Source organism: Candidatus Izimaplasma bacterium HR1 (assembly GCA_000755705.1).
Lineage (GTDB): Bacteria > Bacillota_I > Bacilli_A > Izemoplasmatales > Izemoplasmataceae > Xianfuyuplasma.
On record CP009415.1, the window covers coordinates 826,581 to 853,361 of the forward strand.

Annotated in this window: 27 protein-coding genes and 1 pseudogene; 24 read left to right on the plus strand and 4 right to left on the minus strand. The window is 31.3% G+C overall.

Annotation, left to right across the window (positions count from 1 at the left end):
• The first annotated feature begins 22 nt into the window (after positions 1-22).
• The 11 genes from KQ51_RS04115 to KQ51_RS04170 all read left to right on the plus strand — a co-directional run bounded on the left by KQ51_RS04115 (position 23) and on the right by KQ51_RS04170 (position 9,435).
• Positions 23-1,258 carry a hypothetical protein gene (locus tag KQ51_RS04115; protein WP_038469239.1) on the plus strand — a complete coding sequence of 412 codons (1,236 nt, stop codon included), beginning with the start codon at positions 23-25 and terminating at the stop codon, positions 1,256-1,258.
• 251 nt (positions 1,259-1,509) lie between these two features.
• Positions 1,510-1,908 (plus strand): helix-turn-helix domain-containing protein, encoded by a 399-nt coding sequence (locus tag KQ51_RS04120; RefSeq protein WP_437178354.1) that lies wholly within the window; start codon positions 1,510-1,512, stop codon positions 1,906-1,908.
• Between the two features lie 288 nt (positions 1,909-2,196).
• Positions 2,197-3,303 carry an ABC transporter ATP-binding protein gene (locus tag KQ51_RS04130; protein ID WP_038469250.1) on the plus strand — a complete coding sequence of 369 codons (1,107 nt, stop codon included), beginning with the start codon at positions 2,197-2,199 and terminating at the stop codon, positions 3,301-3,303.
• Between the two features lie 100 nt (positions 3,304-3,403).
• Positions 3,404-4,006 carry a DUF3267 domain-containing protein gene (locus tag KQ51_RS04135; RefSeq protein WP_038469253.1) on the plus strand — a complete coding sequence of 201 codons (603 nt, stop codon included), beginning with the start codon at positions 3,404-3,406 and terminating at the stop codon, positions 4,004-4,006.
• A gap of 81 nt (positions 4,007-4,087) precedes the next feature.
• Positions 4,088-4,489, plus strand: coding sequence for a competence protein ComK (locus KQ51_RS04140; protein ID WP_038469256.1), 402 nt, complete (start codon positions 4,088-4,090; stop codon positions 4,487-4,489).
• A 99-nt stretch (positions 4,490-4,588) separates the two neighbouring features.
• Positions 4,589-5,779, plus strand: coding sequence for a phosphoglycerate kinase (locus KQ51_RS04145; RefSeq protein WP_038469258.1), 1,191 nt, complete (start codon positions 4,589-4,591; stop codon positions 5,777-5,779).
• 59 nt (positions 5,780-5,838) lie between these two features.
• On the plus strand, positions 5,839-6,084 hold the full coding sequence (locus KQ51_RS04150; RefSeq protein WP_038469261.1) for an HPr family phosphocarrier protein: 246 nt from the start codon (positions 5,839-5,841) through the stop codon (positions 6,082-6,084).
• Positions 6,085-6,097: 13 nt separating this feature from the next.
• Positions 6,098-6,856 (plus strand): triose-phosphate isomerase, encoded by a 759-nt coding sequence (gene tpiA, locus KQ51_RS04155; protein ID WP_038469264.1) that lies wholly within the window; start codon positions 6,098-6,100, stop codon positions 6,854-6,856.
• Between the two features lie 74 nt (positions 6,857-6,930).
• Positions 6,931-7,497, plus strand: a complete 567-nt coding sequence (locus tag KQ51_RS04160; protein WP_038469267.1) for an AAA family ATPase — start codon at positions 6,931-6,933, stop codon at positions 7,495-7,497.
• A 13-nt stretch (positions 7,498-7,510) separates the two neighbouring features.
• Positions 7,511-8,731, plus strand: a complete 1,221-nt coding sequence (locus KQ51_RS09400; RefSeq protein ID WP_052609171.1) for an immunoglobulin-like domain-containing protein — start codon at positions 7,511-7,513, stop codon at positions 8,729-8,731.
• 83 nt (positions 8,732-8,814) lie between these two features.
• Positions 8,815-9,435 carry a hypothetical protein gene (locus KQ51_RS04170; RefSeq protein WP_038469270.1) on the plus strand — a complete coding sequence of 207 codons (621 nt, stop codon included), beginning with the start codon at positions 8,815-8,817 and terminating at the stop codon, positions 9,433-9,435.
• A 114-nt stretch (positions 9,436-9,549) separates the two neighbouring features.
• On the opposite strand, the gene rpsD is transcribed toward KQ51_RS04170, so the two are convergent.
• Both rpsD and KQ51_RS04180 read right to left on the minus strand, forming a co-directional pair.
• Entirely contained in the window at positions 9,550-10,149 is a 600-nt protein-coding gene (rpsD, locus tag KQ51_RS04175) for a 30S ribosomal protein S4 (protein WP_038469273.1), read from the minus strand.
• A gap of 181 nt (positions 10,150-10,330) precedes the next feature.
• The gene (locus KQ51_RS04180) at positions 10,331-10,813 is read right to left on the minus strand and encodes a GAF domain-containing protein (RefSeq protein WP_038469276.1); all 483 of its coding nucleotides are present in this window, start codon (positions 10,811-10,813) and stop codon (positions 10,331-10,333) included.
• Between the two features lie 84 nt (positions 10,814-10,897).
• On the opposite strand from KQ51_RS04180, the gene thiI reads away from it, so the two are divergent.
• The 12 genes and pseudogenes from thiI to KQ51_RS04245 all read left to right on the plus strand — a co-directional run bounded on the left by thiI (position 10,898) and on the right by KQ51_RS04245 (position 21,463).
• A complete protein-coding gene (gene thiI, locus KQ51_RS04185) occupies positions 10,898-12,148 on the plus strand; it encodes a tRNA uracil 4-sulfurtransferase ThiI (protein ID WP_071162084.1) in 1,251 nt (416 codons plus the stop codon).
• The gene (locus tag KQ51_RS04190; protein ID WP_038469279.1) at positions 12,149-13,897 is read left to right on the plus strand and encodes a M3 family oligoendopeptidase; all 1,749 of its coding nucleotides are present in this window, start codon (positions 12,149-12,151) and stop codon (positions 13,895-13,897) included.
• A 58-nt stretch (positions 13,898-13,955) separates the two neighbouring features.
• On the plus strand, positions 13,956-14,345 hold the full coding sequence (locus tag KQ51_RS04195; RefSeq protein WP_052609173.1) for a rhodanese-like domain-containing protein: 390 nt from the start codon (positions 13,956-13,958) through the stop codon (positions 14,343-14,345).
• 52 nt (positions 14,346-14,397) lie between these two features.
• A complete protein-coding gene (locus tag KQ51_RS04200; RefSeq protein WP_038469282.1) occupies positions 14,398-15,102 on the plus strand; it encodes a TrmH family RNA methyltransferase in 705 nt (234 codons plus the stop codon).
• A 636-nt stretch (positions 15,103-15,738) separates the two neighbouring features.
• Complete coding sequence (rimP, locus tag KQ51_RS04210) at positions 15,739-16,170, plus strand: ribosome maturation factor RimP (RefSeq protein WP_038469289.1); 432 nt, start codon at positions 15,739-15,741, stop codon at positions 16,168-16,170.
• Positions 16,171-16,182: 12 nt separating this feature from the next.
• Positions 16,183-17,256: a transcription termination factor NusA gene (gene nusA, locus KQ51_RS04215; RefSeq protein WP_052609175.1), complete on the plus strand. Its 1,074-nt coding sequence runs from the start codon at positions 16,183-16,185 to the stop codon at positions 17,254-17,256.
• Positions 17,256-17,516, plus strand: a complete 261-nt coding sequence (rnpM, locus tag KQ51_RS04220; RefSeq protein ID WP_038469292.1) for an RNase P modulator RnpM — start codon at positions 17,256-17,258, stop codon at positions 17,514-17,516. The genes nusA and rnpM overlap by 1 nt, the downstream gene beginning before the upstream one ends.
• A complete protein-coding gene (locus KQ51_RS04225; RefSeq protein ID WP_052609177.1) occupies positions 17,509-17,811 on the plus strand; it encodes a L7Ae/L30e/S12e/Gadd45 family ribosomal protein in 303 nt (100 codons plus the stop codon). The genes rnpM and KQ51_RS04225 overlap by 8 nt, the downstream gene beginning before the upstream one ends.
• Before the next feature lie 23 nt (positions 17,812-17,834).
• Positions 17,835-19,652, plus strand: a pseudogene (gene infB / locus KQ51_RS04230) (translation initiation factor IF-2); the annotation flags it as partial.
• A complete protein-coding gene (gene rbfA, locus KQ51_RS04235) occupies positions 19,649-19,993 on the plus strand; it encodes a 30S ribosome-binding factor RbfA (RefSeq protein ID WP_038469297.1) in 345 nt (114 codons plus the stop codon). The pseudogene infB and the gene rbfA, both read left to right, overlap by 4 nt.
• Positions 19,994-20,090: 97 nt before the next feature.
• Positions 20,091-20,546: a hypothetical protein gene (locus tag KQ51_RS04240; RefSeq protein ID WP_038469300.1), complete on the plus strand. Its 456-nt coding sequence runs from the start codon at positions 20,091-20,093 to the stop codon at positions 20,544-20,546.
• Between the two features lie 14 nt (positions 20,547-20,560).
• Complete coding sequence (locus tag KQ51_RS04245; protein ID WP_038469303.1) at positions 20,561-21,463, plus strand: hypothetical protein; 903 nt, start codon at positions 20,561-20,563, stop codon at positions 21,461-21,463.
• A gap of 31 nt (positions 21,464-21,494) precedes the next feature.
• On the opposite strand, the gene KQ51_RS04250 is transcribed toward KQ51_RS04245, so the two are convergent.
• Positions 21,495-22,889 carry an MATE family efflux transporter gene (locus KQ51_RS04250; protein WP_038471717.1) on the minus strand — a complete coding sequence of 465 codons (1,395 nt, stop codon included), beginning with the start codon at positions 22,887-22,889 and terminating at the stop codon, positions 21,495-21,497.
• Positions 22,890-23,047: 158 nt separating this feature from the next.
• Positions 23,048-26,068, minus strand: a complete 3,021-nt coding sequence (locus KQ51_RS04255) for an efflux RND transporter permease subunit (RefSeq protein ID WP_038469306.1) — start codon at positions 26,066-26,068, stop codon at positions 23,048-23,050.
• A gap of 121 nt (positions 26,069-26,189) precedes the next feature.
• Here KQ51_RS04255 and KQ51_RS04260 point away from each other — a divergent pair, with 121 nt between their 5' ends.
• The gene (locus tag KQ51_RS04260) at positions 26,190-26,777 is read left to right on the plus strand and encodes a TetR/AcrR family transcriptional regulator (protein ID WP_038469310.1); all 588 of its coding nucleotides are present in this window, start codon (positions 26,190-26,192) and stop codon (positions 26,775-26,777) included.
• Positions 26,778-26,781: the final 4 nt, after the last annotated feature.

Sequence of the window (26,781 nt, forward strand, 5' to 3'; positions counted from 1 at the left end):
GCTGTTTTATTTGGAGGATGCGATGAAGAAATTACTAATTTCATTACTATTAATTATGATCATACCTTTAACAGGTTGTACTAAATTACCTAAGAACGATTATTTTGAGAATACAACAATAGATCCACATGATGACGCATTAGATCTATTTAAAAGTTATGGAAAAGAAATTGCAGAATATCTTGATGAAACTTATCCTAGCTTCAATAGTGATTACGATATTATTGATGATGAAAATTACTATGTAGTTAACAAATACAAACGTGAGTATCTTAGACATGAACTAATAAACTATAATTTGACAGAGCAAAGGGATTACTTAAGATTCTCTGATTTATGGTATGTTACAACAGAACTAGAGCAAGCTTATAGTTTTGGACTAAGAGATTGTTATGATTTAACTGAGGGTGAGACTTGCACAAGTCTTTATGTTGAGGATTATAAGTTGGAGTTTCAAAAAGAAGGGTCTGATATTTTATTTGTGTTCTCACATAAGAGAAGTGGAATTGAGATTAATGTGGAGTTTTACTTTTATAAGGTAGGTAACAGACTTGGATTAGAACTGACGTACAAGGAACTGAATACTGACACAAATGAATATAGTAAAATATCTAATACCAAGTATCTTGAAGGTGAATACGAAGAGTCACATTCATACGAGTTAGTGGCAGTAGATGCCGAGAACGAAATCCATATAGCAAGTTCTTATTACAATATTGCAACAAATGATTTTTATCAGCTAAAACAAAGCTCATCGAGTAATGTATATAGTTATTTTAGTGGTGAAGCGAAAGAGTACTATAGACTTACACAACAAACTGATTCAGTGGTAGACATGTTTACAAATTTTACTTATATTGAATATTCCAACGATAAGAAATTAGTACAATACTCTGATTTTGGAAAATACTACTGGGTAAATCTGTCGGAAATTGAAGGCTGGGATCGCCTTGTTAAAGATACAATTAGTAGTTTTTACGATGTGTTTTATGGGGATGATTTACTACCTGGATTGAGAGCAAATGTCGAATTCAATAATGGAGAGTTCGTTTACTTCGAATATGAAGATTTAACCGAAAGAGCACCTAATGAGGTACTATCATTAAGTATCTTTAATTTAGAAGCAAAATACAATCAATCATACTTCAGTGAAAAAGAAGTATATATGATAGAACAATACTTGGGAATAATGAGTTCAATCGGATTCACAAATACCTATGAAGAAAATCTCCAAGAAATTGTAGATTTGGTAGAATAATAAAAAGAGCCTGTATGGCTCTTTTTTCATATTCTCTTCACAATCCTATATCTCTTTGTGATATAATAATTCTAGGTGATATTATGAGAAGAAAAATCTACATTTTTCAAAAGAACTTAAATGAGGAACTAATTTTATTCTTCAAAGAACTAAATAACAATATAATCATTGAATCAATAAAAGATGATATTATAACTCTAATAGATTCTGATTATTATAACGAAGAACCAATTGATCTTGAAAGTTATCATATGCTTTTAGTTGAAGATTTTGATAGTGAAGTTACGATATTTATTGAACCATATGTAGATACACTGTTCAAATTAGGAACTTCAATTAAAAGTTTCATCAAAGAATTACCTCATAATGTTTACTACTTTGAAGATATAATTACCTATATTGTATTAAAAGATAATCAAGAACTAAAAACAAAATTAAGAGAGTTTATTACTTCTAAAGTAAATAACGATGTCCTTTATACCGTAAGAGAGTTTATCGAAAACAGTATGAATTCTAGTGTTAGCGCAAAGAAACTATTTATGCATAGAAATACCTTGAATTACCGTGTTGATAACTTTATTGAAAGTACACATATAAACGTTAAAACCTTTAAAGGTGCCAACGCAGTATATATGTTATATAAATACTAATGGATATCTTGTATGATATCTTAGTTTATCTATTTATTCTATTAGCTACTATCATGGTGGTTTCTCCAAGAATGTTTCTAAATATTTTTAGAATTAGAATAGAGTATAACGGGATGAGAAGGACAACAATAAGAATTATTGGAGTAGTTATTCTAGTTTTATTGATCTATTTACAGTTTATTAGAGTATAAGAGAGTGTTTTGTGCATTTTGCACATTTCTAAAACACTCTCTTTTTTATATAATGATTACAGTGAGAAAAAAATATAATTAGCTAAAGGAGAACATTATGGCTGAACTAAGATTTAACAATTTGGATAAAGTTTATGATAACGGTGTACAAGCTGTATTCGACTTTTCATTAAAAGTAAGAGATAAAGAATTTATCGTATTTGTAGGACCTTCTGGTTGTGGTAAATCAACTACACTTAGAATGGTAGCCGGATTAGAAGAAATTACTGCTGGAGATCTTTTTATAGATGACGTATTAGTAAATGATGTTGCACCAAAAGATAGAAACATCGCAATGGTATTCCAAAGTTATGCATTATATCCTCATATGAGTGTATATGATAATATGGCATTTGGGTTAAAACTGAGAAAAATGGCAAAAGACGAAATTGAACGTCGCGTTAAAAATGCTGCTGACACTTTAGGATTAACTGCCTATTTAGATAGAAAACCTAAAGCATTATCAGGTGGACAAAGACAACGTGTTGCTTTAGGACGTGCAATTGTCCGTGATGCAAAAGTATTCTTAATGGATGAGCCACTGTCTAACTTAGATGCTAAATTACGTGTTCAAATGCGTGCTGAGATTATTAAATTACATGAAAGAATTGGAACAACAACTATCTATGTAACACATGATCAAATAGAAGCGATGACTATGGCTTCTAGAATTGTTGTTATGAAAGATGGATATATCCAACAAGTTGGAGCACCTAAAGATATTTATGATAACCCAGCAAACATGTTTGTTGGAGGATTTATCGGAACTCCACCAATGAACTTTATTCATGGTAAAGTAATAAAAGGATTCTTTATTGGTGAAGGTGTTAAAGTTGCTGTGCCAGAAGAAAAAATTGCATTAATCAAAGAAAACAAATTATTAAATGAAGATATCGTTTTAGGAATTCGTCCTGAACATATCCATGATGATGGTAAAGATTTATCTGGGTTTAAAGATTCTATGGTAAAACTAACAGTAGACGTAGCTGAACTATTAGGTGCTGAAACAAACATTCATGCACGAGTAGGAAATCATACATTAACCGCTAAAGTTAGCGCTCGTACTGATATTCATATTGGTGATGAAATTATGTTAGCATTCGATATGCATAGTGTTCATTTCTTCAATCCAGAATCAGAATTAAGATTAAAATCAAATAACTAATAAAATATCCTCGAAAGAGGATATTTTTTTGTTATAATTATACTTAGAAGTGGAGTAAAGCAGTTTACTCCAAACGTAAAAAAAGATGAGGAGCAATGACATGAGAGAGATAGGAACGGTAAGAGCTTTTGAGACAGGAAACTTTGAAGTAGTTGAAAATAATATAATACCGGAAAAGGAAAAAATGAAGTTTATAATGAAATTAAACTTGTACACATTATTGATGACAGTTGTTGGGATAATCATAGTCATAGTCTTTATGCCTAAGGATTTTACGGTTAATTTAATTGAATTATCAATATTACTATTTAGTTTTTTAATATACGTTATCGTTCATGAATTACTCCATGGCATGGCTTTTATGATTTGGAATAAAACAAGTTGGAATCAAATAAAATTTGGCTTAGTCCTAAAGAGTGGTATGGCATATTGTATCTCAAAAGTACCTGTGAAAGTTAATGCTGGGAGAGTATCTTTAATGATGCCAGTTTATATTGTTTGCATCCCAATGCTTATAATTGCTTTTGTTTTAAAAGATGTTGCACTTGGAATAGCGTCTATTATGTACCTAAGTGGTAGTACTGGTGATTTCTATTATATGTGGAAGTTACGTCATACAAAGAAAGACTTATATATGCATGAAGAAATGCCAACTGCAAGTGGATATGAAGTTGGATATCTATTATACAAGAAATTAGATTAGTGTACTTAGGTACACTTTTTTTTGCTTTTTTCATAAGTAAAATTACAATTCTATCGGTACTTACTTATTGGGTGATAAAACATGAAATACGTAAAAAGAGCAACAGAAGGAATCTTAGTTTTAGATAAAAAAGCAAAGTATTTAACAAAAGGTTTGAAGCAATACATCAACGATCAATGTATAAAAAACCTCTCTACTTTTGAAGGAAGAGAGCAAGCTGCAAGAATTATTCTTAACTTGAAAAGCAATTTACCCATCTATGTTAATGACGAAATCATCTTGTTTCCCACAAAATCCATGAGAAATTATGACTGTATTTACGTCAATTATCATAAAGTGCTGTCATTTAGAGAATCTTTAAACGGCTTCACTAAAATAATATTTAGTGATTTAACAGAGATTGAGGTAGATGCCTCACTAGTTAAAATTAAAAGGCAATTACTTAGAGCACAAACAATTTTTGAGTTGAAAAATGCTTATTGAAAACGTGAAAGAAAATGTTTTCATTACATGGTTATTAATGGATATTATTTACTATTTCTAGTATAATATGTATGAAATCAAATTAAAGGAGTAAAAATAATGGCTAAAAAAATTGTTAGAGATTTAAAAGTTGAAGGTAAAACTGTCTTAATGAGAGTAGACTTCAACGTACCAATGAAAGATGGAGTTATCACTGATGATAACCGTATCGTTCAAGCTTTACCTACAATTAAAGATGTTGTAGCTAGAAAAGCTAAAGTAGTTTTATTTTCTCACTTAGGACGTGTAAAAACAGAAGAAGACAAAGCTGGAAAAAGTTTAGCTCCTGTTGCTGCTATATTAGCAGAAAAATTAGGACAAGAAGTTATATTTGTTCCATTTACTAGAGGACCTGAATTAGAAAAAGCTATCGCTAATTTAAACGAAGGTGAAATCCTAATGTTTGAAAACACACGTTTTGAAGATATTGATGGTAAAAAAGAATCTAAAAATGATCCAGAACTTGGGAAATATTGGGCAAGTTTAGGAGATGTATTTGTTAATGATGCATTTGGTACTGCGCATAGAAGTCATGCTTCAAATGTTGGTATAGCTGCAAATATTGAAGAAGTAGCTGCTGGATATTTACTAGAAAAAGAAATCAAATTTATCGGTGGAGCTGTAGATGATCCTCAAAGACCAATGGTTGCTATCTTAGGTGGAGCTAAAGTCGGAGATAAAATTGGTGTTATTACTAACTTACTTAAAAAAGCAGATAAAATTTTAATTGTCGGAGGAATGAGTTATAACTTCCTTAAAGTTCAAGGTTATGAAATCGGAACTTCAATCTGTGAAAACGATAAATTAGATTTAGCTAGAGAAATATTAGCGCAAGCTGATGGTAAAATTGAATTACCATTAGATATCAAAGTAACAACAGAATTTAGCAATGATTCACCTGCTAGAATCGCTTCATTTGATGATATTAAAGCTAATGAAATGGGATTAGACATTGGTCCTAAAACATTAGAAAAATACAGTAAAATATTAAAAGATGCAAAAACAGTTGTATGGAATGGTCCTGCGGGAGTATTTGAATTCTCAAATTACGAACACGGAACTGTTGGAATCTGTAAAATCTTAGCAGATTTAGACGCTACTACTATTATCGGTGGTGGAGACAGTGCAGCTGCTGCAATTGGTTTAGGATTTGCTCCTAAATTTACTCACATTTCTACTGGTGGAGGAGCTTCATTAGAATACTTAGAAGGTAAAACATTACCTGGTGTAGCTGCAGTAGACGAATTATAATAATATAAGCAAACCTAAAAAAGAGATAACAGTTTCAAACTGTTAAAGGAGTATTTTTAATGAAATCAGAAATAACTATCAATAGCACTGCTGGTCTGCACGCTGCTCTTGCTTCTAAGATTGTACAAGTTTCAGGGAAGTATGAAGCAGATGTATTTGTGCAATACGAAAATGACATAGTAAATGCTAAAAACATATTAGGATTAATCAGCTTAGCTGTACCACAAGGACGCGACGTTAAAGTTGTTTGCTCAGGTAAAGATGCTGAAAAAGCCCTAAAGGATATAAAAAAAATATTAAGTTAAGGAAGAGAAAAAAATGAGAAAACCAATAATTGCTGGTAACTGGAAAATGAATAAAAGTAGAGATGAAGCTTTACAATTCATCTATAACGTAAACATGAAAGTACCATCAAGTGAATTTGTGGACAGTGTTGTATGTGCTCAATCACCTATCTTAAGAGATCTTGTTAAAAGACAAGGGGACAGCTTAAGAGTGGGAGCACAAACTATGCATTACTTAGACAATGGAGCTTTTACTGGAGAAATAAGTGCACCATTACTTGAATCAATCGGTGTTACATATGTTGTATTAGGACATAGTGAAAGAAGAGCTTACTACAATGAAACAGATACTGATGTAAACAAGAAAATCCATCAAGCATTCCGCTATGGATTAACACCTATCCTTTGTGTTGGAGAATCTCTAGAAATTAGAGAAGCTGGAACTACTGATCCTTACATTAAAGATCAAGTAGTAGCTGCTTTAAAAGGTTTGGGAACAGAACAAATCAAAGCATTAGTAATCGCTTATGAACCAATCTGGGCAATCGGTACTGGTAAAACAGCTACTTCAGAAATGGCAAACGATACTATTAGAGCAATAAGAGGCGTTGTAAAAGGTTTATACAACGATGAAACTGCTGAAGCAATGAGAATTCAATATGGTGGAAGTGTAAAACCTGCTAATATTGATGAATTATTATCAATGAGTGACATTGATGGAGCTTTAGTTGGTGGAGCTAGTTTAGACGCTGAAAGCTTCTTAGCATTAGTTAACGCTGCAGTAAAAAAATAAAAGAGGAGAAATCCTCTTTTTTTGTTATAATCTAAGTAAGAGATAGTTAATATTTATCTTAAGGAGGTGGATTTATGGATTTCATTATTATCTTTGGACCACAAGCTGTTGGGAAAATGACAGTGGGAGAAGAGTTAGCCAAAAAAACTGGTTATAAGCTTTTTCACAATCATATGACAATTGATCTTGTCTTACAGTTTTTCACATGGGAAGAAGGAAAAGATCTAATTTATGATTTCCGTCAAAAAATCCTCAAGAAAATGGCTAAATCAAACCAACCTGGATTAATCTTCACCTATGTTTGGGCATTTGATATGTTAACTGATTGGGACTATATTGATCATATCTCTAATATCTTTAGAGATCATAACGTTTGTTACATTGAGTTAAATAGTGGAATAGAGACAAGATTAGATCGCAATCAAACACATAACCGTTTAGAAAAGAAATGGACTAAACTGGATATTGAAGCAAGTGAATTAAGAATGCTGGAGACATACAAAAACCACCGTACCCAGTCATTTGACGAAGAAGTGCCTTTCTCGAATTACATTAGAATCGAGAATACAAATATTGATGCGAAGATAACCGCAGATATAATCATAGAAAGATTCAATCTAAAAAAGATTTTTACTGATTAAAGGAGTAATCATTATGAAAAAAACAATAGTAAGTATAGTAATAGTTCTTATATTATTACTATCATCGTGTACATCGCAATACACAAGAATTGATAAAGAAGCGCCAGTTATAACTATTAACCCTTATGAAGAAGAGTTCTATTTAGGAGGGACAACACCAATCATTAGTGCAACATGTACTGATGACGAAGACGAAACTTGTTTAGTGCGTACTCCTAATTATCCAGACTTAACAGTTCATGGGACACACACTGTAACTTTTACAGCGACTGACAAAGCAGGAAATATTGCAACTGAAACAGTAACAATAACAGCAATCGATAGAAGCACATATATTACTCTAGAGATTGGAACTTACTTAACTACAACGGAACTAGGAATGCCTTATTTATTACCAGTAGTTACTTGTATGTCGTCTATATCAGAGACCTGCACAGTGACTTTACCGGAGTTGGTTCCTACTGACCAATTAGATAGTGAATTAACTTATACTATATCAGGAACAGATGGATTAGAAAACAGCAAATCTGTTGAAATAACTATTGAAGTAGTTGATACAACAGCTCCTTATATAGAACTTGTTGGGGATGCAGTTATTAACATAGAAATAGCTGGAATTTGGGTAGATCCAAGTGTTAATGCAACTGATGTACAAGAGAATGTAACTATTGACCAAAACATTTCTCCTGACTTAAATACTGTAGGAGAATATATTGTCATATATTCAGCAACAGATCCAAGTGGAAATGTTGCAACAGTCAATAGAATAGTAAATGTTGTAGATACAACAGCACCAGTAATTAATCTTGTTGGTGATGCAATCATTGATATCGAGTTAGGTTCAACTTGGACAGAACCAGGAACTACTACTTCAGACTTACAAACAGTTATCGTGACTGAAGACATAACACCAGATTCTAATTTAGTTGGGATTTATCTTATAACTTATACAGCAACTGATGCTAGTGATAACACTGCAACAGTACAACGAACAGTAAACGTTGTAGATACAACAGACCCAGTTATCACTTTGAACGGAGATGCCGTTATTAATTTAACTGTTGGTGATTCATGGACAGATCCTCACGTAACAACATCAGATTTACAAACAATTATAGTAACTCAAGATATAACACCTGATTTAAATACTATTGGGGTATATCTAATAACATACACCGCCACAGATGATAGTGGTAATATCTCAACTGTTCAAAGAACAATTAATGTAAACTAAAAAATAATACAAAATAATTAATACTAGATTTTTAATAATTGTAGATTTACAATTAGAGTATCAAAGTAAAGGGGGATAAGATAATGAAAAAGGTTTATCCAATAATATATTTTGTATTTGCTTTAACTATTACATTTTTGATTTCCTATGATGGTTTGAGTTTTCCTCATCGTTATGGATTTAGATTAGTAACAATCGTTAGTCTTGAATTAAATAAGGTTATTGTCAGTATTATTAAAGTGGCTTTATTCTCATATTTCTTTTTCAATATGAAAGAGATAATAAAGAAAATACCTCTACACAAATTCCTCATTGGAGGAATTTATAGTTTATTAATTTTATCAGTAGTTGATACTGTTTTTGTTGGGTATCTCCAAACACAGTATTTACTCTTTTATAGATACACTCAAATCATTGAAGTTCTTATAAAGTATTTAGGATTATCATTAATTCTATATGCAGTATTTGTTATAGTAACTAAGTATACAAGCGCTGTAATGAAAGTTACTATCTGTCTAATGGTGGTAGGTGTTCTGTTTATGCATAATTACGTTCTTTTGAACTCAATGATGAGCTTAATGAATTATTATAGACCAGTTTATGAAGGAGAGTTTATGCTTAGGTATACTACAGTAATATCAGGAATTGTATTATTAATGTATATTTCTCAGTTGATTGCAATGTTAACAAAAAACAAAAGGTGAGAATATAATCTCACCTTTTGTTTTTTACTTCTCTATTCACTTTGTAATACTAAAATTGAAAGATAATAAACTCATATGAAGAAATAAAAAAAGCATCCATCGGATGCTTTTTAATTATCTGTTGTAGAATTCTACGATTAAGTTTTCTTTAATCTCTGATAAGATTTCTTGTCTTTCAGGTAATCTGATGTATGTAGCTTCAAATTTGTTATCATCGAAACTTACAAATTCTGGACGCATAACTTTTGATTCTAAACTATCTTTAACAATTTGGAATTTTTGAGCTTTATCGCTAACTGCGACAACTTGTCCAGGAATTACTCTGTAAGATGGGATGTCAGTACGACGTCCATCAACATAAATATGTCCATGATTTACTAATTGACGTGCTTGACGTCTAGTTTTAGCTAAACCAACTCTGTAAACTAAGTTATCTAATCTTGATTCTAATAAGAATAAGAAGTTTTCCCCTTGTCTACCTTGCATTTTTTTAGCTTCGTTAAAAGTTTTCTTGAATTGTTTTTCATTTACACCGTAAGTAAATCTTACTTTTTGTTTTTCTTGTAATTGTAATCCGTACTCAGAAATCTTAGTACGTCTTTGTCCATGTTGTCCAGGTGGATAAGGTCTTTTACCTAACTCTTTACCAGTTTCACTGATTGAGTATTTTAAACGACGAGCTTTTTTCCAACTTGGTCCTGTGTATCTTGCCATTGTGTGTTCCTCCTATTATTTTTTTTACGAGAGTAACAATGATTTATTAATCAGAATGTATTAATGTTTTCACCTTGTCAGCAAAGATTACTTACAACACTTATAAGCTACATTCAGCAGTTAATGAAAGTCATTATTTAGCTGCCATTATTACACTTGCGCAATGTATATTATATATACTTTAGAGAACGATGTCAACTAATTTGTCGATTACTTTCTCTAGATATTCCTTATCAATTTGATCAAATCTGTTTTTTATAGGTGAATCAATATCTAATACCCCGTACAACTGATTATTTACAACAATAGGTATAACGATTTCACTACTACTGTTAGAGTCGCATGCGATGTGTCCGGGGAATGTATTTACATCATTTACAATATATGTAATTCTCTCTTTTGCACTGTTTCCACAAACACCATTTCCTAACTTGATTTCAGTACAAGCAGGTAAGCCTTGAAAAGGACCTAGTACAAGTTTATCATTGTTGTATAAATAGAACCCAACCCAGTTGATATCATCCAGGAAATAGTTTAAAAATGCACTTAGATTACTAAGGGCTGTAACTTCAGTATCCTTCTCATAAAGAAAGTGCTCTAAACTATCTAACATTATCAGATAGTTTTTCGTTTTATCATTACTTTTTTTGACTTGAATAAACATAATATCACCTACTAAAATATTATACAAAATCATAGTTAAATGCAAACAATTATGTTATTATATTTTTGATTAGGAGTGAGTTATATGTATGAAAGAATTTTAGTAAGATATGGGGATTTAACCCTTAAAGGAAAAAACAAAAAAGTATTTATCAAAAGAGTAAATGATTTAATAGTTCAAAAAGTTAATAATCCTAATGTAAAATACGAGAAGAACCATGATCGTTTATACATTCTTTTAAACGGAGAGAATCACGAAGAAGTAATAAACGGTTTAAACTTAGTCTCAGGGTTAAGAAGCTACAGTCTAGTTTCTAAAACAGAGCGAGATATGGATAGTATATTAGCTAAATCTATTGAAGTGGTAAAGGGCGAATTAAAAGATAAAGTAGTTACATTTAAAGTAGAATCAAAACGAAGTGATAAGAATTATCCGATAAAAAGTCCTGAGATTACTCAACAAGTAGCAGGATATGTATTGAAAAATACTGATATGTTAAAAGTAGATGTCCATAATCCAGAATTAACACTACATGTTGAAATTAGACCGGATGCCGCTTTTGTATATTGTAAGAAAATAAAAGGTATGGGTGGATTTCCTGTCGGTGTTGCCGGTAGAGGAATGCTTATGTTAAGTGGAGGAATCGATTCTCCAGTTGCTGGTTTCTTAGCTATGAAACAAGGTGTTGAAATTGATTGTATCCATTTCGAATCAACACCGTTAACTAGTATTGAGTCAGCTCAAAAAGTTGTGGATTTAACAGAGAAAATGGCTAAATATGCCCCTCGTAATAAAATAAGATTGCATATGGTACCATTTAAAGAAATACATGAAGCATTATTAGACAATATCCCTGAAAGCTACAATATTACTATCATGAGAAGAATGATGTACCGTATTGCTGAGGGTGTTGGAAAGAAATACCAATGTAAAGTATTACTTTGTGGTGACAGCATTGGCCAAGTTGCTTCGCAAACATTACAGAGTATGGTTGTAATAAATGATGTTGTTAAAATACCTATTATTAGACCATTATCGACATATGATAAATTAGATATAATTGACATTAGTAAAAAAATCGATTGTTTCAATATTTCAATTATGCCTTTTGAAGATTGTTGTACAGTTTATGTACCAAAAAAACCAACAACATCTCCTCGTTTGGATAAATGTGAACAGTATGAAAGACATTTTGATTTCACTGAACTTGTTGAAAGAACTATCGAAAACACAAGATTTATTAACGTTGAAGTAGGAAAAACTCCTCATTTACCTAGTTTAGGTTTCACCGTTAGTGAAGTAATAGATGAAATAATAAAAGAAGGAGAAAAATAAATGGAAAATTGGGATTTAACGAAACTTTATCCATCTTATGAATCAGATGAATTTCAAAACGATTTAAAAAAGTTTGATCAAGCAGTAGATAAAACAAATGCCTTTAAAGAACGTTTTAAAAGTGATGATTATCAATTAGTAATCACTAACTTCTTATTAAATCAAGTAGAATTATCAATGTTAGTAAGAAGATTAGCTTCATTTATCTCTTTATCACAAGCAACAAATACAACAGACCCAGTAAGTAGTAAATACATGATGGGACTAATGAGAAAACAAACTGAACTTACAGAAGTATACACAATGTGGAGTGATTATATATCAAGTGTACCTGAATTAGATAATGTATTAGATTCAAGCGATTTCTTAAAAGAACACGCTTATAATCTAAAGAATACTGTAAAATCTAATAAATTTAATCTTGATAAAGAAATGGAAACTTTACTTTCCAAATTAGGACAATCAAGTGGTAGCCTATGGTCTAAAATGCAAGGTGTTTTAACTTCGACACTTGAAGTTGAATTTAATGGTGAAATTTTAACTTTACCAGAGATAATCAACAAACAGGAAACATCGGACCCCAAAGTAAGAAAAGCTGCTTACGAGGCAGAATTAGCAGCATATAAGAAAATTGACAAGGCTGTTGCTTTTGCAATGAACGGGATCAAAGGACAAGTAAATACTTTAAGTGAAAAAAGAGGTTATTCTGGAGCCCTTGAAAGAACATTGATTAATTCAAGAATGAAAGAAGAAACTTTAAACGCAATGATTAGCGCTATGAAAGATTACTTACCTGAATTCAGAAAATACTTAAAACGTAAAGGAGAATATCTAGGTCATAAAAATGGTTTACCTTGGTATGATCTTTATGCTCCAATAGGAGAATCAAGTAAAGAATTTACAATTCCTGAAGCACAAGATTATATCTTAAAGAATTTCTCTACATTTAGTGAACACTTAAGAAGTGTTGCTGAACGTGCATTTACCGGTAATTGGATAGATTATAAACCTTATAAAGGTAAACGTGGTGGCGCATTTTGTGCTAACTTAAGACCAATCAATGAATCAAGAATCCTATCAAACTTTACAGGTGGGTTTGGTGATGTAATTACATTAGCTCACGAACTAGGACATGCATATCATGGTGATAATATCTTTACCGAAAACCCACTAGGTAGTTATACAATGCCTTTAGCAGAAACTGCTTCAACTTTCTGCGAAACAATCGTTAAAAAAGCAGCTTTAAAAGATGCAAAAGGTGATGAAAAATTATCAATCTTAGAATCTGATTTACAAGGTACTACTGCAGTAATCGTAGATATCATGAGCAGATATATCTTTGAATCAAATGTTTTTGATGAACAGAAAACAAACTTCTTAGATGAAAATAAACTAAAAGAATTAATGTTAGATGCACAAAAACAAACATATGGTGATGGTTTAGATCCTGATTACTTACACCCATACATGTGGTTATGGAAACCTCATTACTATTCAACAGGATTATCTTTCTATAACTTCCCTTACGCTTTTGGTCTTTTATTTGCTAAAGGATTATATGGAGTATATCAACAAGAAGGACCTGAATTCACTGAAAAATATGATGAGTTATTAAAAGCTACTGTCAACATGGATGTTGAAGATGTTGCTTTAATGGCGGGTATTGATGTAACTAAAAAAGAATTTTGGAAAACTTCTTTAGAAGTTATTAAAGAGGATATCGATTTATTCCTTAAATTAACAAAATAGAACAATTTGTATGTAAACGAACTATTATTTGATATAATACTTATAGAGGTGATATTAAATGAAGAAAGTAGTACTTATAATTATGTTATTAGCCAGTATATTTACCCTATCAGCTTGCAAGGAACAAAACTTCACAAATATCAGTAATGAAGAGCTGCAAGTGATGTTAGATAATAAAGATGATTATCAATTTATTGATGTAAGAACTAAAGATGAATACTTTGAGGAACATATTCGTGGTTTCTCTACGTATATCGATTTCTATATCCTCGAAGATGATTACTCTATTTTAGATGTTTATGATTTAGACAAAGATAAACCAGTAGTAATCATGTGTAACAGTGGAAATAGAAGTGTTGATGCTTCTAATATCTTCTTTGAAGAAGGATTCACAGAAGTCTATAACTTAACAGATGGTATTCAAGGTTGGACAGGTGAAACGGAGTAATTATTACTCCGTTTTTTATTTATTTAGTGTATAATAATATAGAGGTGTTAGTATGAAAATAACTAGTATAAACAACAAAATAATTAAAGATACCGCAAAACTTCATCAAAAAAAATACCGTGATATTTCTAATCAGTTTTTAGTAGAAGGATATCACTTGTTTGAAGAAGCGAGTAAAGTAGGTAATATAATTACCATTTTCACAACAGATGAAGCAATAAAAGGGGACAAGGTTATTTATGTTTCTGATCAAGTATTAGAAAAACTTGCACAAACCAAAACCCCGCAACCAGTTTTAGCTGTTTGTACTAAAATAGCAAATGAAGAATTAAGCGACAAAATTCTTATCTTAGAGCAAATCCAAGACCCCGGTAATCTGGGTACTCTAATGAGAAGTGCTTTGGCATTTGGATTTAAAACAATAGTATTAGACAACACCGTTGATATTTATAATGATAAAGTTCTAAGAAGTACACAAGGAGCTATCTTTAAATTGAATATAATTCATGAAAACACCCTTGAATTTATTAAGCGAAATAAAGATTACAAATTCTATGGTACTAAACTTTATGGTCAACCAATAAGTAATATTAATAAAGAGGGTAAAATAGCAATTATATTAGGTAATGAAGGTAGTGGTGTTAGTGAAATGGTCTTAAGCCACACAACTGCTAATTTTACTATCGAAATGGCAGAAACTGAAAGTTTAAATGTAGGTGTAGCTGGAAGTATAATAATGCATTACATTACTAACTAAAAAAGGAGCGTTGATATTTTTGTTGAAAATAATATTTTATGCTATATCCTCATTTTTATCTGGAATGATTGGATTTGTTTTGTTAGCGGAAGTTTATAGAAACTATATACTTAAAGGATTGGATTTTGTTGTAGAGAATGATTTAGGAAACTTAATAATTGGAATAATACTGTTTGCATTTTTTATAGTAATAAATATCATTGTGTATTCCAAAAAAAAGCAATGAGAAAAATAGTATCTGCTTGTTTTTTTAGTAGAAATAAGTTTTAAGTTCATCAACAAAACCACTTTGAAGGATGAATCAGTGTTCGTTGTATTTGACGATTACTCGATTTGAGGTAATCATTATATGACAATTTCAGTCCTTGTTAAGAATGTGTAGAACACCGAATCATACATTATATACAAGGAGGATCTAGAAACGGCATATTTCGCTTTAGTATGGGTGCTGGAATCAATCGTGATTAAAGAATCTTAAAACTTCTAGAGGAACATCATTTTAAGTATGAAGTCCATATAAGATAAGGTTAAGTTTAGTGCTTGATTTTACAAATATAATATGATAAAATACTAATGCATATGAGTTAGAGAGTGGGTCAAAACCCGCTCTTTTGTTTGATATAAAGGAGTGGTAGTATGGAAAAATTAAAAAATGTAATAACTAAGCTAGTAAATGAACTGAATTATGACGTCTATGATATTGAATATGTTCAAGAACATAATGAATATATTTTACGAGTTATGATTGAAAATGAAACAGTGATTAATATTGATGATTGCATTAAAGCAAGTAAAAAGATTAGTGCACATTTAGATCAAGATGATCCATTTACTGAACCTTATAATCTTGAAGTAACAAGCGCTGGAGCAGAACGCGAACTTAAAACAGAAAAACAAATAAAGCGTGCTGTTGGAAAATATGTTTACATTGAAACAATGGAACAAAAAGTATCCGGTGATCTGCTAAGTTATAAAGAAGGTTTCTTAGAACTAAAACATTCCAATAAAAGAACAAGTAAAATAAACGAAATTGATGTTAATCTTATTAGATTAGCAATCAAATTCTAGGAGGATAAACAAATGATCAGTAAGGACTTTTTTAGAGCTTTAGAATTATTAGCTGAAGATAAAGGAATTTCCAAAGAAAAAATCTTAGACGTTATGGGACGTGGAATCTTAAACGCCTATAAAAAAGATCATGCGATTAGTGATAATGCAAGAATCGAGTTTAATACAGTTAAAAATGAAATTATTCTGTTTGCAGAGTATGTTGTAGTAGAAACTGTAGAAAATCCCGGAGAAGTTGCTTTAGAAGTAGCTAGAAAACGTCGTAAAACGATTAAAATTGGTGATACAATTATTATCAAAGAATCACCAAAGGAATTTGGACGTATCGCTGTATCTAGTGCTAAGCAAATCTTAACTCAAGGGTTAAAACAATTAGAACGTGAAAAAGCTTATGATGATTTTAAAGAACGTGAAAATGAAATGATCACAACTGAGATTGTATCGTTTAACCGTGATTTTGTAACTTTAGACTTAGGACATAATATGGAAACATCGCTACCTCGTAAAGAGTTATTAAAAAGTGATGAGATATATGAAGGTTCTCGTTTAAGAGTTTATATAACTAAAGTAGATATGACTACAAAAGGACCTAAAGTATTTGTTTCTCGTACAGATAGAAACTTAGTAAAACGTTTGATAGAACAAGTATGTCCAGAGATTCAAGATGGTACAGTAGAAATTATGGGTATCAGTAGAGATCCTGGAGATCGCTGTAAAATCTCTGTTTTATCACATGATGAAAATGTAGATCCAATTGGAGCAGTTGTTGGGTATAAGGGAACTCGTATTAAAGAAGTATTAGAAGCCTTACAAGGTGAAAAAATTGATGTCTTCGAATTTGATACAAATCCTACTAACTTAGTACTTAATGCTTTAGCGCCAGCTAAAGTAGTAGCGGTTAATCCAAATAAAAAGAAACACGAAGCTTTATGTATTGTAAATGATAAAGATTTAACAAGCGCAATTGGGGTTAAAGGACAAAATGCTAAATTAGCATCACAAGCAATTGGTTGGAAAATCGAAATTATGTCAGTTTCAGTAGCTAAAGAACAAGGAATAAGATACCGAAGAATCGAAAAAGACTAATGAACCCAAAAAAAGTACCAATGCGTAAATGCATAATAACAAATGAACGATTTCCCAAACAAGAATTGATTCGTGTTGTTAAAGATAAAGAAGGTAATGTTAATGTTGATTTAACTGGAAAGTTAAATGGACGTGGTGCTTACCTAAAGAAAGATTTAAATGTAATAAAAAAAGCAATTAAAACAAGAAAACTTGATAGACACCTTGAAACAACTATCCCTGAAACTATTTATGAAGAGTTGTTAAAGACTGTTGAATAAAAAGATACTTAACTTATTAGGTTTGGCTTATCGCGCAAGAAAAGTTGTACTAGGTCAAGAATTCGTTCTAAAAGAACTTGCAAGAACGCCTAATACAGTAGTGTTTCTAGCTTCAGATTCAGGTGATAATATCAAGAAGAAAATAAATGACAAAACTAAGATATATGATTTTACTTTAATTACTCAGTTTACTGCTGAAGAAATATCAAAAGCAATGGGTAAAGAAAATAGAAGATTAGTTTTAGTTAATGATAAGGGATTTAACAAGAAGTTTAGAGAATACTTAAATTCCTAAGAAAGAGGTGATTTTTTATGGCTAAAAAATCAAAAAAACAAATAGACACACGTATTTCCAATGTGCCTGTTAAAACTCAAGAAAAAAGTGAAGGTATCTTATACTACACTCCTAATATGACTGTAGGAGATGTAGCAGAAGGATTAAACCAATCAGCTTCACAAGTTATTAAGAAACTTATGATGATTGGAATTATGGCTTCACAAACGCAAAGTGTTGATCGTGAAACTATAGAATTAGTTGCCCTAGATTTTGGATATGAATTACAAGATGCTCAAGTAACTGATTTATCAAGATTTGAAGACATGGAAATAGTCGACAATGAAGAAGACCTAATCGAACGTCCTCCTGTAGTTACAATAATGGGACACGTAGATCATGGGAAAACTACATTATTAGATACTATTAGAAATAGTCGTGTAACAGAAGGTGAAGCTGGAGGAATTACTCAACATATCGGAGCTTATCAAGTTCGTAAAAACGGTAGTTTAATCACATTCATTGATACTCCTGGACATGCTGCATTTACAGAAATGCGCGCTAGAGGGGCACAAGTTACCGATATTACAATCTTAGTAGTTGCTGCTGATGATGGGGTTATGCCTCAAACTAAAGAAGCAATTGATCATGCTAAAGCAGCAGGTGTACCAATTATTGTTGCTGTAAACAAAATTGATAAAGTTGGTGCAAATCCCGACCGTGTTATGCAAGAATTATCAGAATTAGAATTACTACCTGAAGCTTGGGGTGGAGAAACTATCTTCTGTAATTTAAGTGCATTAACTGGTGAAGGTGTAGACAACTTACTAGAAATGATTCAGTTAACTGCTGAAATCAATGAATATAAAGCTAATCCAAACCGTTTAGCTAGTGGAAATGTTATTGAATCGAAACTAGATAAAGGAAGAGGACCAATTGCTACTTTATTAGTAGCTAACGGTACTTTAAAAATTGGTGATGTATTAGTAGCTGGAACAACATTTGGTAGAGTAAGAGCAATGGTTGATGATACTAACATAAGATTACAAAATGCATTACCATCAAAAGCTGTTGAAGTAACTGGATTAAACGATGTACCACAAGCTGGAGATTCATTCATGGTATTTGACGATGAAAGAAAAGCTCGAATAATCAGTGAAGAAAGAGCTCACAGAGTATGGCGTGAAGAACGCGGTGTTGGTAAAGCTGTTTCGCTAGAGGATTTATTTGCACAAGTTACTGAAGGAACTCTAAAAGAATTAAGAATCATCGTAAAAGGTGACACTCATGGTTCGATAGAAGCTTTAAAAGCATCATTAGAAAAAATTGATGTTGAAGGAACTAAAATTGATATTATCCGTTCAAGTGTAGGAACAATCACAGAAACAGATGTTACTTTAGCACTTGCTTCTAACGCAATTGTTTTGGGATTCAATGTTCGTCCAACATCTAAAGTAAGGGAAACTGCAAAAGAAAAAGGTGTAGATATTAGATTATATAACATTATCTATAAAGCACTTGAAGAAATAGAAGCAGCATTAACTGGTATGTTAGACCCAGTATTTGAAGAAGTAGTAACAGGACAAGCAACAGTTCGTCAAACATTTAAAATTTCTAAAGTTGGTACTATCGGTGGATGTTATGTTACAGATGGTACTATCGAAAGAAATTCACTAGTACGTGTTTTACGTGATGGTGTAGTAGCATTTGAAGGAAAAATGGCAACATTAAAACGTTTCAAAGACGATGTTAAAGAAGTTAGAGAAGGATTTGAATGTGGTATTATGATTGAAAGATTCAATGATATCAAAGAAGGAGATATCATCGAAGCTTCAATTGAAAAGGAAATTAAAAGAACTTGAGTAGAATAGATCACTTACAAACAAGTATCTTAAGAGCTCTAACTAATATTTATCGTCGTGACGTTAAAGATGATGCGATTGGTTTTATGACAATCACAGAAGTAAGATTAACAAATGATTATAGTTATTTAACTATTTACTACACAATATTAGGTGCAGACAACAAACGTGCAGCAGCAGGTAAAGCATTAGAACGTTCAAGTAGATTCGTCCGTTCAAGATTAGCACAAACTGTTAAAATGCGTAAAGTACCTAATTTACTATTCAAATATGATGAATCATTAGATCATGGTAATTTGATTACTGAAGGATTAAAAAAAGTATTAACAGAAGATGAATAAAAAAACACTCAATGAGTGTTTTTTTTTTACTTAATAGCGATTTAAATAACTACTTAGAATATGATATAATATTCATATGAAAAGAGGGGGTTTTTCTATGAGTAAAGCAATTACTATGATATTAAGTACAAAAATTAAGAGTTACAATTATTTTCTTTCTGTATTTTGCATAATTACAGTATTTGCTATTTTCTTTATTAATATCCCTTCCTCACTTAATATTTATGGAGTTTTAGCTTTATTTGCTTCTATAGCGTTTTCTGTTTATCACTTCATATTAGGTAAAAGAGATAATGAATACAATAATAGGATTAGTAAAATTATTCAAGAAATACAAAAAGATAAGAAACAAGGTCTTGAATCATTGGTTTCTTTTTGCTTATATCAGCGGAATGAATTAACAAAGCAAACTGAGAACTCTAAAAGAATGCTTATGGAGCCTGATACATATTATGGTAGACTAAAGAAACTAGAATTGAGTAGAGACAGAGTTAATACTTTGGAATCTGCAAGGGATTTGCTAGAGAAGGATATAAAAGGTAATATAATATAAATAAGGGGATAATTATGAGAAAATTTTTACTTATAACAATTACAGCAATTTCAACATTTTCATTAGCATCTTGTATTAATGATATAGATGAGTACGGGCTTGCATACAATATTGAAGATACTAGTATTGAGATAGCACTAGAAAATGAACTAACAATAACTTCGATTGAGTGTACGATAATTGATTACGATGAAGATCTAAAAAGAAAATCGAACATAAAAATCGATGGATTGAAGAATTTTAACTCATATGAGAATGTATATTCATATACAAATGATTATCATAATGTATCCTATTTAGCTTATGAGATGATTAATGGAGAGTTCATTAAATACCCAACTATAAACTCAATCTATGCTTTAAATGTTAGTCCTGATAAAAATGCATATAGACTTATTCAAGGACACACAAGAAATCTAACAGATTATTCAATCGAGGATAACTTTTATGTCTTCACATCTACATTTATTGAATATGAAATGAAAGTTAGAGTTAACTCTAGGAACTATATTGATTACATAAAAGTAACTAGTATAGAAGACGGGGAAGAAGTAATTGAAGTTGAATATTCCTTCAATGGACACAATAATACTATTGTAGAACTTCCAAATGCTGAATATTATGATCCGATTCAGTATATGCTTTTAGGACTTAATGAAATAGGATTTACTTTTGAATCAGTTAACAAATATAATTACAATTGGTTTTATAAAGACTTTGATGGTTCTATAGATATTGCATATGACACTTTGGTTGTAAATAATGGTTCTGATAGTTTAACCTATATAAAAGGAGACAATTATATTGATTTAAGATTATTTATAGGTAACGATGATTTAGAAATCTTTGAATTAATTAATCTATTCCTTGAACAATCTCGAATTGAAAAAGGATTCTATGATGACTACGTGGAATAAATGAAAAAGCGCTCAATTGAGCGCTTTTATTTTATGATAGGATTGGTTCTATTTCAATTTTAGGTTTATACTCTATTCGAGTCAAGAAGACTATTCCAACAAGGGCAATGATGAAGTTACTAGCTAGCATAGCGTACCAAATACCACTACTTCCTAAATCAGTAAATTCTCTCATAATAATAATTAGTGGTATTCTTATGAGCCATAACCTTGTTACCCCCAATAAGAAAGTAAATATTGTTTTACCGGTACCGTTAAATACTCCTATATAAGCTTGGAAGATAGCCATCAAAGGTAACCCAATAAATAGATAGAACATGTATGTGACACTCAAGTTATAAGCCACAACTTCTGTTACATCATTTGGATTTAAGAATAGTGCTGCGACAGGTTGTCTTACTAATAAACCAACAATGCTACCCAAAGTCATTATTCCCATTGATAATAGTAATCCAACTTTAAATGTTTTCTTAGCTCGTTCGGGATTCAAGTTACCAATGTTTTGGCCGATATAAGCAGCCATAACTCCACCAATTGCCATAACAGGGTGTAGGAAGATACTTGATATCCTATTACCAACACCGAATGCAGCAACAGTAGAATCACCATATGATAAGATGAATGCATTTAATACAGCAAATCCAATTGCAGTGATTGCTTGTCCCATAGATGCAGGAATTGCTGTTTTAACTAAGTCTTTCAATATTTTAGCATTATAACTGATATATTTTAATGATATTGTAATCCCTGTTTTTGCGGTAAATAGTAATCTAATTCCAAATGGCATGATTGCAACATTAGCAAATAGTGTAGCGTAAGCTGCACCACCAACACCCCATCCAGCAATCAGTACTAATACAGGGGTTAAAGCAATATTTAAAACTGTAGCAACAACTCCCAAGATAACAGGAGTAACTGTGTCGCCACTAGCTTGTCTAATAGATGTAAAAGCAAAGAAGAGGAATAAAAAAGGTAATTCAAATGATCTTATTCGTAGGTATTTAGCACTTTCAGCTAAAGTATAACCTTCAGCACCCATTAAACCCATAATGGGTTCAGCGGCAAAGTAAGCAAATATATTTAAGATAATACCAACTGCTAGACTAATAAACACTAATTGCCCAGCATATCTTTTAGCTTGTTCGGTTTGTCCATTTCCGTATAACTGGGATATTAAAGCAGTACCTGCAATACTTAATCCCATTGCAAGAGCTATATACATAAATGTAATCGGGAATGTTATCTGGATTGCCGCAATTGATTGCTCACCATATCCAGCAATTTTTCCAACAAAGAACATATCAATTAAATCATGAAAAGTTCTAATAAAGTTGTTTAACATTATTGGTAAAGACAAGATGAATAATCCCTTGGCTATATTGGGATCTTTCAAAATTAAATACCTTCTTTTGTCGTCATTATTCATATGATTACACCTACTTCAAAACAATTATATCATTAATGGTTTGAATGTAAACAATATTTGAAATTAGAATATATATTACTGTATCAATAGTATAATTATATTTCTGAGTGATTATAAACCAGGAGTATTTACTTATAGAGTTTTTAAAAAAAGCGCAATTATGCGCTTTTTCTTTTTTTACTATAGATTAATGAGTAAATACTAGGAACTAAGAAGATAGTAATAAGTGTTGATGTTACCATTCCTCCCATAAACGTAATAGCTAATGGTCTAAAGAAATTACCACCAGTTAAGAATAAAGGAATTAAACCAAGTATAGTTGTAAAACTAGTTAACATGATTGGTCTAAATCTTAGAAATACTGCTTCAACACAAGCATCCTTAACATCCTCACCATTTTTGTGATGCCTTGTTATGTACTCAACTAGGAGAATACCTGTATTAACTGTCACCCCTAGTAAACTAACCATCCCCACTAAACCAGTTGCTGTTATTGGAGTATCAAATATCAACATGAACAAGAAACTACCAGTAAAACTTAATGGGATTGTAACAAAGACAATCAATGGTTTTATAAAGTTGTTGAATTGGATATACATTATTATATAAATTAAGACAATAGCTATGATACTAGCTCTAATTAAATCACCGCTTATCTCTGTGAATAATTCGTTTTCTCCACCATAAGTAATAGTTACTCCTGTAGTATTAGTGTTATCAACAATAGCTTTAACATCTTTTTCTAGTTCAGGAATACTTGAATCGTTTGTGAAATATAAATCGATAAAAGATACATTTTCGTTGTTGTACCTATAGATAACACTATAATCTACTACCTCGGTTATAGTGATAAAAGTACTTAAAGGTATATGTTGATTTAGTGTCTCACTATAGACTGTTAATGCTAATAAATCAGTTACTTGATCAATATCACTATTAATACTAATATTGATAGTATCCTCATTGTATTCAAATACATTTAAGTCAAAACCATTTAAATTGAGAGCGATAACTTGATCGATTTGGACCTTAGTTATAAACATATTGCTCATAATTGTTTGATCGTATGCAATATTGAACTTAGGAGCTTGTTGGTTAACTGTTGAACTATAACTTTTAACGTTATCAAGTTCACTGATTTCGGTAAAGAGTGTTGCGGAAATCTCATCTACTTTTGTAATGTTATCACCACTGACAGTTACTCGAACTGGGGCGATTGGTGGACTGAGTTCCAATATGTTGACCGTTATTTTACCATCAGTAAAATCTTGAAATTCATTTTCAAGTTCAATAACATAGTCTAACAACTCTTCTTCATTTAGATCGCAGTTCAAATAAATTCTACCGAAATGACTGAGATTACTTATCAATTCAGCGCTAAAGTGGAAGTTAGGTAAGTCGCCTCCTACACTGGAAGCGTAACTTATAACATCTGGGTTGTCTTTGAATGTTTTAATGATTTCAGTACTAAGTAACTTAGTTGACTCGAAGTCTCCTAGCACATTATTTTCGTAATCAATATAGATGATACTACGTTCGTCATTAGGATATAAATCCAATGGTTGATTTTGGAAAGTAAAATAAGCACTAGCGATTAATCCTGCTATACTTATTACTATCCACAAAGCTGGAAAACGGATTGTCGTAGAAATCATTTTTTTAATACGTCTTTCATGAATACCACTTTTTGGTCTATCTTTTACTTTGCGTGGTTTTAAGAATAATACTGCGATGACAGGACTTAATACCATACTAACAATATAACTTAAAGTGATTGTTATAATAACTGTTAAAGGCATACTGTTAACTACTTCCCCGAGGAATCCAGGTAGGAGAACTAATACGATAAATGCAGCGATTGTAGTTAGTGTTGAACTAAGGATTGGTGCGAAGTTGTCATATATTGCCTTTTTAGCTCCTTCAACTTTGTCCATACCTTTATCAATGTTCCTTTTAATTCCTTCTGTGATAACGATACTATTATCTACTAATATACCAATCGCAATGATTAAACCTACAATAGTTAATTTATGTAGTTCATAATCTGCGAGATATAAAATTCCAATAGTACCAAAGATAATAACCGGAATAGTAGAAATTATAAGTAAGCTATTTCTAAAGCCGATCCCAATTAAAACAACTAGCATAACTACTCCAATAGCGCTTAATAAACTATAGAATACATTGTTTATCTGATCGTTAACGTAATCAGGTAAGAATAACATTTCACTGATAGCGAGTTCACTATCGTCTTGTTCAGTTAAAAAGGCTTGTTTAAGTTCTAGTACTTCATCACCCATTTTTGTGAAATCAATGTCTTCTTCAAAAAACACACTTAGGAAAATGGTCTTTTCATCATTGAATGTGTATTCTTTTAAAGAAGTGTCTTCCAAAGTAATTATTGATAAATCACCTAAAGTCACTTCAGTGGTGACTGTTGGTATTTCTGGAATAATAATTAAGTTCTCTAAATCACTTAATTCATCAAAGGTAATATTACCACTAATACTAATTGTTCCATACGCAGTACTAATTCCTCCTAAAGGAATATTAAGTGAGTTTGCGTATAGTATTTGATAAATATCTGTGATAGTTAATTGATAAAGAGCCAAAGTAGTTAGATCTAACTCAATAACGACTTCTTCTAAGAAGGCGTTATCTATACTAACAGTACTTATCTCATCGATTGTAATCAAATCATTCTTATATTCTAAAGCATAAGCCTCTAATTCGGTTTGTGAGAGGTTTTCGCTATGAATACTGAAAATGATATGTGGATCATCGAAACCACTGTCAAATTCAAGATTAGAGATACTATCATCTAACTCTAATTCGTTAACTTTACTGAAAATATCAAGTGTCGTCTGATCTGGGTCGTCAGCTGAATAGTTGTACAAGATATATGATATTGCATAATTATCAAAAACATAACTTCTTACTTCAGTTACATCACTAAAAGTTAAGACGACTTTCTCGATGTCCTCAATGATTTCAGCTTCAATATAAGTAGCGCTTACTCCAGGAGCAGTGATACTTAAAGTCATATAAGGTGTATCTATCTCAGGCATTTCTTGTTTGGGGATAACAAAGTAACTATATACCCCGAATCCTAAAATAATTATAAACAACATTATTACTAAATTTCGTCTTGAGAATATTAAATCTATTAGTCTTTTCATGGTGTCTCCCTTCAAAACAAACATTCAAATAAGCAACATTTGTTTCGTATCTAGTTATATGGTATACTAAATATTGTATTGAAACAAATGTTTAATATTCTATGAGACAAGAGGGGGCATTATGTTTGAAAATGAGAAAGTAGATATGCGTATTAAGTATACGAGAGAGTGGACTTTTGAAGCATTACATAAATTGTTGTTAATCAAACCATTCAACGAAATCAAAATATCGGAAATCATTGATAAAGCGGGTATTTCACGTGCTACTTTTTATCGTAACTTCAGTTCTAAAGAAGATATCGTAATCATAAAAGTAAAAGGAATGTTTAATGATTTTCATAAAACTATGCTACAGTTTTATGCGATAAATCAACCCCACGATGAGACACATTTGATCGGGGAGTTTTTTAAGCGTATTGACGAGGAAGAGAAATTAGTTGACACAGTGGTTAAAAGTAATCTAGAATATTTAATGATTGAAGGTATCCAAAATATTATTTCTTATTACAATGATCGTTTTTATGAATTAGTTAAAACAAATAAGAAAACTGAAGAATACACAATGGATATTGTATCTTCGAGTTGTTGGACACTTTTATCTAGATGGCACAAAACAGGTAAAGAAGAGACTCCTACAAGATTAGCGAAAATATACTTAGGAGCATTTAGAAGCGTATATATCGCATTATTTGAAGATAGAAACTTATAGGTGT